This is a genomic window from Micromonospora sp. NPDC005087 (genome assembly GCF_042872965.1).
Classification (GTDB): Bacteria; Actinomycetota; Actinomycetes; order Mycobacteriales; family Micromonosporaceae; genus Micromonospora.
Window position 1 is genome coordinate 1 of record NZ_JBIALB010000056.1, and the last position, 7,016, is coordinate 7,016.

8 protein-coding genes are annotated in these 7,016 nt (G+C 67.5%); 3 read left to right on the top strand and 5 right to left on the bottom strand.

Going from position 1 to position 7,016, the window contains the following annotated elements:
• Positions 1 to 504 precede the first annotated feature (504 nt).
• The gene (locus ACFYPS_RS36600) at positions 505 to 792 is read left to right on the top strand and encodes a hypothetical protein (protein ID WP_387331029.1); all 288 of its coding nucleotides are present in this window, start codon (positions 505 to 507) and stop codon (positions 790 to 792) included.
• A gap of 119 nt (positions 793 to 911) precedes the next feature.
• On the opposite strand, the gene ACFYPS_RS36605 is transcribed toward ACFYPS_RS36600, so the two are convergent.
• The 4 genes from ACFYPS_RS36605 to ACFYPS_RS36620 form a co-directional block, all read right to left on the bottom strand.
• Positions 912 to 1,112, bottom strand: a complete 201-nt coding sequence (locus tag ACFYPS_RS36605; protein ID WP_387331032.1) for a tyrosine-type recombinase/integrase — start codon at positions 1,110 to 1,112, stop codon at positions 912 to 914.
• Complete coding sequence (locus ACFYPS_RS36610; RefSeq protein WP_387331035.1) at positions 1,061 to 2,332, bottom strand: tyrosine-type recombinase/integrase; 1,272 nt, start codon at positions 2,330 to 2,332, stop codon at positions 1,061 to 1,063. The genes ACFYPS_RS36605 and ACFYPS_RS36610 overlap by 52 nt, the downstream gene beginning before the upstream one ends.
• 223 nt (positions 2,333 to 2,555) lie before the next feature.
• Positions 2,556 to 4,007, bottom strand: a complete 1,452-nt coding sequence (ltrA, locus tag ACFYPS_RS36615; protein WP_387331037.1) for a group II intron reverse transcriptase/maturase — start codon at positions 4,005 to 4,007, stop codon at positions 2,556 to 2,558.
• Positions 4,008 to 5,231: 1,224 nt separating this feature from the next.
• Complete coding sequence (locus tag ACFYPS_RS36620) at positions 5,232 to 5,684, bottom strand: hypothetical protein (protein WP_387331039.1); 453 nt, start codon at positions 5,682 to 5,684, stop codon at positions 5,232 to 5,234.
• Between the two features lie 167 nt (positions 5,685 to 5,851).
• On the opposite strand from ACFYPS_RS36620, the gene ACFYPS_RS36625 reads away from it, so the two are divergent.
• Complete coding sequence (locus ACFYPS_RS36625) at positions 5,852 to 6,103, top strand: hypothetical protein (RefSeq protein WP_387331042.1); 252 nt, start codon at positions 5,852 to 5,854, stop codon at positions 6,101 to 6,103.
• 396 nt (positions 6,104 to 6,499) lie between these two features.
• Here ACFYPS_RS36625 and ACFYPS_RS36630 read toward each other — a convergent pair whose 3' ends face one another.
• On the bottom strand, positions 6,500 to 6,682 hold the full coding sequence (locus ACFYPS_RS36630) for a hypothetical protein (protein ID WP_387331045.1): 183 nt from the start codon (positions 6,680 to 6,682) through the stop codon (positions 6,500 to 6,502).
• Positions 6,683 to 6,726: 44 nt separating this feature from the next.
• Here ACFYPS_RS36630 and ACFYPS_RS36635 point away from each other — a divergent pair.
• Positions 6,727 to 7,016 (top strand): transposase family protein (locus ACFYPS_RS36635; protein ID WP_387331048.1); only part of this gene is annotated, 290 nt, incomplete at its 3' end.

Consider the following 7,016-nt stretch of genomic DNA (forward strand, 5'->3'; position numbering starts at 1 on the left):
CCTCAAAACCAATACGACCTACGACGAGGCAACCGCCTGGGCACATCTCCAGCCCACTTCTTGACAACCTCAGAACATGGGATGTCTGCCGCGATGCGCGCGGCGGTTGGGCGCCAGTTCGATTACGCTCAGTAATCACAGTCTCGGCCCGGCTCGGATACCGACACGTAGTAGGCGATTGCCGGGTCGACGGCAACAGGTACCGGACGCGCTGGAATCTATCGCTGAACGCCGCTACCGACCTGTGCACGTTCAGCCGTACCCGGTTGGGCACGTTGACCCGTACGCCGACACGGGTCAGTACTCTTCGGGTCGTGCCATCGCGACAGGGCAACCCCGGCCAAACTGAACCGGCCCGGGACCGAACCGATCGAGTTGCCGAGCGTCCGAGGACCAGGGCCAGGACCAAGCCGGACGGTGGGGGCTTTGTTTTGTTTTGGTGGTTAGCGGCAGGCAACTGACCAAGAATGACGTGAGTGGGCCGGACGATACTCGGAGGGGACCGTGAAACTGAGTCCTGAAGAGCTGTGGGCGTTGAACGCGCGGTGGACCGACTTGATCGACCAGGGCGAGGTGGAGGTGGAGTACGAGCCCCGCCCGGCGAGGAACGCGTACGTGGTGGAGCTGAGCGAGGGCGACCTCAACTGGCTTTTCGAGGAGGCCCAGCGCTGTGGCGTCAACCCGTCGGCGGTGATCCAGGCGCTGGTGAGTCAGGCGCGCCGAGCGACGGATAGCTCGCCAGCAGAGCAAGATGCGGGCGATGGACCTGGACCGCAGACGATCGATCAGTGAGTAGATGCCGGACCACCGCGACCGGCAGGGGCGGCGGGCCCGGCGGACGCCGCACGGCCGGCTGACGCGAGCCCAACGAAAGAACGCCCGGCCTCGGCCGGGCGTTCTTCGTCTTCCCCTCAGTCTTTGTCGGGACGATTCTTGATCCGCCGCAGGGCGGTCAGGACCGCGTCGTCGGACTCCGGCATCAGGTGCCCGTACACCTCGCTGGTCACCATCGTCGTCGAGTGCCCCAGCACCCGCGAGATGGTCAGCTGCGGCACGCCCTTCAGGAACAGCCAGCTCGCGAAGCTGTGCCGCAGCAGGTGCGGCCCGTACACCTTCCCGTCCAGCTGCAGCACCCCGGACAGTCACACGTCGACACCGCGTCCGGCTCCGGCCCCATGTGCCCCGTGCACCGGGTGTACCCGTCGGGCACCCGCGCCCCGCACGGCCCGCCGGTCTTCGTCCGGCCGCCGAAGTCACCGCACCGGCCGCTCGCGCCTTCGCGCCGCTCCTCCCGCTGCGGCGGCGGGTGCTCCGGGCACCGCTGCGCCTCGATCAACGTCGGCTTCCAGGTCCTGTTCCAGAAGTTGGAGTAGTGGATCCTGCCACCGTTGCCGTCGTGGAACACCAGGGCATCCTTCTTGCGGGGGGCGAGGTCGGCCAGGGTGTCGTACAGCTCCTGGCCGATACCCACCTCCCGGCGCTTCCGCCCCTTCGTCGGCCCCAGGTACCGGTCGTCGCCCTTGCCCGAGCGCTTCCACGCTCGCGTGATCTTCACCTTCGCCCCGGGTGACCGCGCGGTCGGGTGCACGATGTCACCCGCCTGCAGCGCGGTCGCCTCCGACCACCGCGCCCCCGTCTCGGCGAAGAAGTCCAGCAGCGGGTGCCACTGCGGCGCGAACCGCTCGCGCACCAGCTCGTACTCGCGCCAGGTCAGGTACTTCTCCCGGCCCTCGCCGGTGTCGTCGTCGTCGACGCGGTCGCGAACGAAGTCCGTTTCCTTGCACGGGTTTCGTCCGATGTAGCCCGCGCGGAGGGCTGCCCCCAGCGTCTGGTGCAGCAGCGCGAACTCGCGCGTGAGGGTCGAGTTCTTCACGCCCGCCTCGCGGCGCCCGTTGAGCCACTTCCCGACGTCGACTGCAGTGATCCGATCCAACGGCTTCGCGCCGAGCACGGGCTCGATATGATCCCGGAACTGCTGGCGGTATCCGGCTTCCGTACCCCGCGTGATGCGGGTCTTCGACTCGATGAAGTCCGCGAACCACTCGGTGAGTGTCGGCGCCTTCGACGGATGGTCGTCAGAAGGTTTGAGGATCGCGTCGTAGACCTGGTCGGCGGTCCACTGGTGACGGTGGGCCCTTCGCGATGTCCTTCGCCCGCGTTGCCAGGTCCCTGGACGGCCATGTCGTCGACTGCCACAAGGGCTTGCCAGCGGCGTCGCGGCGGACAGCGCCCTTGCTGTCACACAGCCGCCACTGCACCCGCCACGACTCGCCCCGCTGCTCGATCCTCGCCACTCCACGCTCCAACTTCGCCCGCGCGCCCATGGGCGCACGCCCAGGGAAGGAGACGCATTCTAGCGTCACGTTCCGTCGACACTGCTACATACCGATTCCGGACAAACCCGCATAACTGCAGGTCGCGGGTAACCTCTCCTCCTGACTAGTTGAGTCGGCCTGGAGCGCGGTGCCCGCGTTGCTGCTGGTCCGTTTCTCCAGGCCGCTCGCCGAACCCGCCGTGCACGTCTCCGCGCAACGGGCTCTCCACGGTTGCTGTCGTCAGGCGTTGTCGGGTGCAGGCCAGGGGCCGGGGATTGCGCGTCGGCGGTAGCGGGTCACGGAGATGGCCGCTATCGGCCGGTGCTCGGTCCCGTCCGCGGTGATGGGTAGCCACCTGCCGGTCGGCATGGTGAACCGTTTGCGGACGGCCTTCCAGTTCCAGCGGTGCCGGTGCATGAGCATCCTGATCAGCCGTTGCCAGGCGAACCGATCCAGGGTGTGGAAGGTGTGCTTGGCGACGGCGTGCCGGAAGTAGGTGGCCCAGCCGTGCGTGACCTGGTTGAGCCTGGTCAGCACGGACCTCAGGTCCTGCTGTGATGTCCTGCGGGTCAGTGCTCGGATCTTCGCCTTCAGCGACCGGATCGGCCGCCGGGCGATGAACGTGTACACATGCCACCGGTTCGAGCCTCGCTTGCGCCGCCACCGGATGTGGAATCCGAGGAAGTCGAACCCGTCGCTCATGTGCACGATCCGCGTCTTGGCCGGCGACAAGCGCAGACCCAGCGGGGCGAGCACGGCGGCGACGTCCTCGCGCAGCGCGGCCGTGTGGTCTTCGGTCCCGTGGACCAGGACCACGAAGTCGTCGGCGTAACGGACCAGCCGCCACGTCGGCAACCCACGACCACGCCGGTAGTTACGACGCCCGCTGGTCGACATCGTCGGCTTCCACGGCGTCATCAGATGCTCGTCGAGCACCGACAACGCGATGTTGGCCAGCAGCGGAGACAGGATGCCGCCCTGCGGCGTGCCGGTGTGGGTGCTCCGCCGGTCACCGAGCTCGGTGAGCACTCCGGCTTTGAGGAACGCCTTCACCAGCGCCAGCACGCGTTTGTCCTTCACCCTTGCTCGGACGCGGTCCATCAACACGGTGTGGTCGATGGAGTCGAAGCACGCTTCAATGTCCGCGTCGAGCACCCACCGGTACCCGTTGGTGCCGTAGAGGTGGATGTCGGCGATCGCGTCCTGGGCCCGCCGCTGGGGTCGGAACCCGTAGGAGACCGGCTCGAAGTCGGCCTCGAAGATCGGCTCCAGCACCAGCTTCAACGCCGCCTGCACGACCCGGTCCGCCACGGTCGGAATACCGAGCTTGCGGACCTTGCCCGACCCGCCGGGCTTCGGGATCTTGCGTTCCCGCACCGGCAGCGGCCGGAACGTGCCCGCCTTCAACTGGGCACGCAGGTCGGTCAGGAACCCGGGGACGCCGATCGACTCCTCGACGTGGTCGACGGTCAGGCCGTCGATGCCGGGAGTGCGGGCGCCCCGGTTACCGGCGACCCGGTCGAACGCCATGATCAGCGTCGCCGGGTCGTGCACGAGGTTGAACAGGTCATCGAACCGGCGGCCGGGATCGGCCGCCGCCCAACGATGAAGTTTGGCCTGCATCTCCGCTACCCGCCGAACCGGACTCTCGTCCGGGCGGGCGTCGCCGTTCGGCGGCGCGTCTTGCGGCATTACAGCATCCGTCCCTTCGCGTAACCGCTGCCGCCCTTCCCCATGTGCCGGGCTTTCCCCGGCTCGGAGTACTACGGCGGCTCCGCCCCACCCGGCCCGTTCAGCGGTCGGTGCGCCTATCCCGACCCTCCGGCTGGATACCGGCGATGTCGGGAACCGCGACCGGGTGGTTCCCGTGTTCACTGCTGCTCGTTCGTCGAAGGAGGAGCCCGACTTTGCCCCTGACGGCCTTGCCACGGGTACGCCGCAGACCTTCCCCGTGGCCTCCCGGACCCGCGATCCTGCCCAACCCGGAAGCTTCCCCGCCCGCGCAGGCGACCAGGGAATTACCGCCCTCCGGCCCTCATCCACCAGGTTCGAGCCGGTAACCCATTAAGGGACGTAATGACGCCGGTTCCTCGCGTACTCCTCTTCGTCTCGCTCGCCGGACCCGCACCATCTGGCAGTGCTGGCACGTCCCGGCTTTGTCAGGGCTGCTTCCCACCCTCCGCGGCACCACCCACGGCAGGCTGCCCTCAGCTACGCCCACCTGCTGCGACAGACAGGCGGTGGCGGTCTTTCACCTCCACTCGAACAACAGCGCCTCACGGCGCACCGGATCAGAAGGTTAGGGGTTCGAGTCCCTTCGGGCGCACAAGATCAAGAGGCGTTTGACCTGCTACGACAGGGGCAGGCGCCTCTTGTCGTACGTCACCTACGGGCCGCATTGGTGCTCGAATGGTGCTCGTACGACAAGCGTGCACTACGTCCCGGCCAGTCCGTCATTTTGGCGCAGCGAGGGCGAGTGGTCCCTCTGCGGGGTGGGCGGTCGGACCCGGTGGATGTGGCCGAGGTGGGTGCCGGCCAGGACCGTGAATACCCACGTCTAGGGCCGGTGGTTGGCAGCTTGGACAGGGCGGCACGACGCCCCGGCGGCCGTCGGCCTCGGCCGATGGTTGCTGGCCTCGGCGTACGCCCGGACCCCGAGCCCGGCAGCTGCGGCCGGGCGACTGTGTCAACGACCTCGAAGACAGCGACAACGTTCTCAGTCTGCCCGGCGGTTTCCTGTGCGCAACCACACGAGGGCGAGGTCTTCGCCGCCTTCGGGTTGTCGGGAAGGGACTGGCCCGGCGAGGGGCAGGTGTTGGAGAAGGCGGACCAGGGCTGCCAAGACCGTTTCGAGTCCTACGCCCCGACGGCGGACTACCTACCCCAAGAGGCATGAGCGTGCGTCACGGCGCGTGGTCACATACCGATGGGTCGGTAGCTCAATGCCGCGTCGACGATGGCCCCGGGTGACGCGTTGACCAGCTCCGGTGGCGGCCAGAAGATCAAATCGGTGACTCGTGGGTGCAGGACGTTGGTGTCCAGCAGCAGAACGTAGTAGTCGATGTCGTCGTCGGCTGCCTGTATCCGGCGGACAATCTCGATCAGCTCGTCGCGGGTGACGTTGGCGACCTCCGGCCTTGCCGGTCGGGCGGCCTCGAGCGCGAAATCCTCGAGGTTACGAGACTTCCAGTAGGTGAGGAAGTGATCGGCTGCGTAGTCATGGCCGGTTTCGGCGTTGAACCTGGCGATTGCTGCATCGGCCGACTCGCCGCGCTCCAGCAGCCTTGCGATGGTCTCGATGGCGGAACACAGCTCCGCGATGCGCTGTGGTTCGACCACCGGCGGGCAGAGTTCGGGTCGCAACTCCATCCGAACATTGTCCACGGGCCAGCCAGCGTCCTCTTCCGGCACAGTTGCACGCTCATCGGCTTCGGCAGGGCGACGCCGAACGCGCGGTCGGCGGCAAATCAGTACACGTGCTTCTTAAATCCTCACCGGCGCCCCTCGGCAACCTGGCGAGGGAGTCTGGTGCCGCCATGAAGAACAGCCGATTCCCCGCAGTCGCTGGCGACCGCACCAGCGCCGCCGAGCGGCAGCAAAAGATGCGGGATGACAACCGATGGCAGCAGACAATGCACGGCAGCCGCGTTCGGGAGGAAGAGGTTGCTGCTGCCCGCCATGGATCGTCGTGCGGACGGACCGACAGCAGCCGAGACGACCTGGGCGTCGACATGGGTATCGGAAACACTATGCTCCCTGCGGCGGTGGCGGATATCAAAAACCATTGAAGGAGTAGGAATGCGAACGCCGTTCAGGCGGGCTGTGTTCGGTGCCATCGCGATGGCGCTGCTCGGCGGGCTCGGACTCACGTCCTGCGCAGCTCCGGGCCAGAGCGACACGGTGGACGCTGGATCGACTCTAGTCGATACCTCGGTGACCGGCGCTCCCGGACCTGAGTCCGCAATTCCCTCCTCATCGCCTCCGGCTAGCCGGTCCCCGTCGCTTTCGGCTAGCCGGTCCCCGTCGCCGTCGGCGAGCCGGTCCACGAAGCCGTCTCTCAGCCGGTCGCCGTCGCACGTCCCGACCAGCAAGGCCGCGACGCCGGCCGCAGAGAGCAATATCGCCTCCCGGCTACACACCATTCCGGCCAGCACCCGCCAGCTGATCGTCGTCTACAGCAGCGGCTACGGCACGAGCGTCGCGTCCCTCGAGACGTTCGAAAAGGTGAACGGCGTGTGGCGGCCGAAGCTCGGGGTGATGAGCAGGGCGATTGCGTAGTCGGGCGGTGGGGCGTTGAGCTGGCGATCTGTGGGGTGAGTGGCCTCTGTGGAGGCGGCATGAGCGGGTGAGATCGCCATGGTGATCATGGAGTTCTCTACGCTTCACGACACCCCGAGGACCGCACCCGCCGATGTCATCATGCCCGGTCCCGGCACTGTCCGCAGTCACCAGCAGCCCTGACGCGGCACCCTGCGCAGTCACCGAGGGTGAGAGACCGGGACTGGTGGACGCCTTGTCGGCGGTCACGGATCCCCGCGACCCGCGTGGGGTGCGTTACCCCCTGGGCGGGCTGCTCACCGTCGCGGTCTGTGCCGTGTTGGCCGGGGCGTCGTCGTTCGCCGCGATCACTGACTGGCTCCACGACCTCGACGACAAGGCCCGGGACCGGCTCGGCTTCGACCGTGGGCTGCCCGTCGGCAC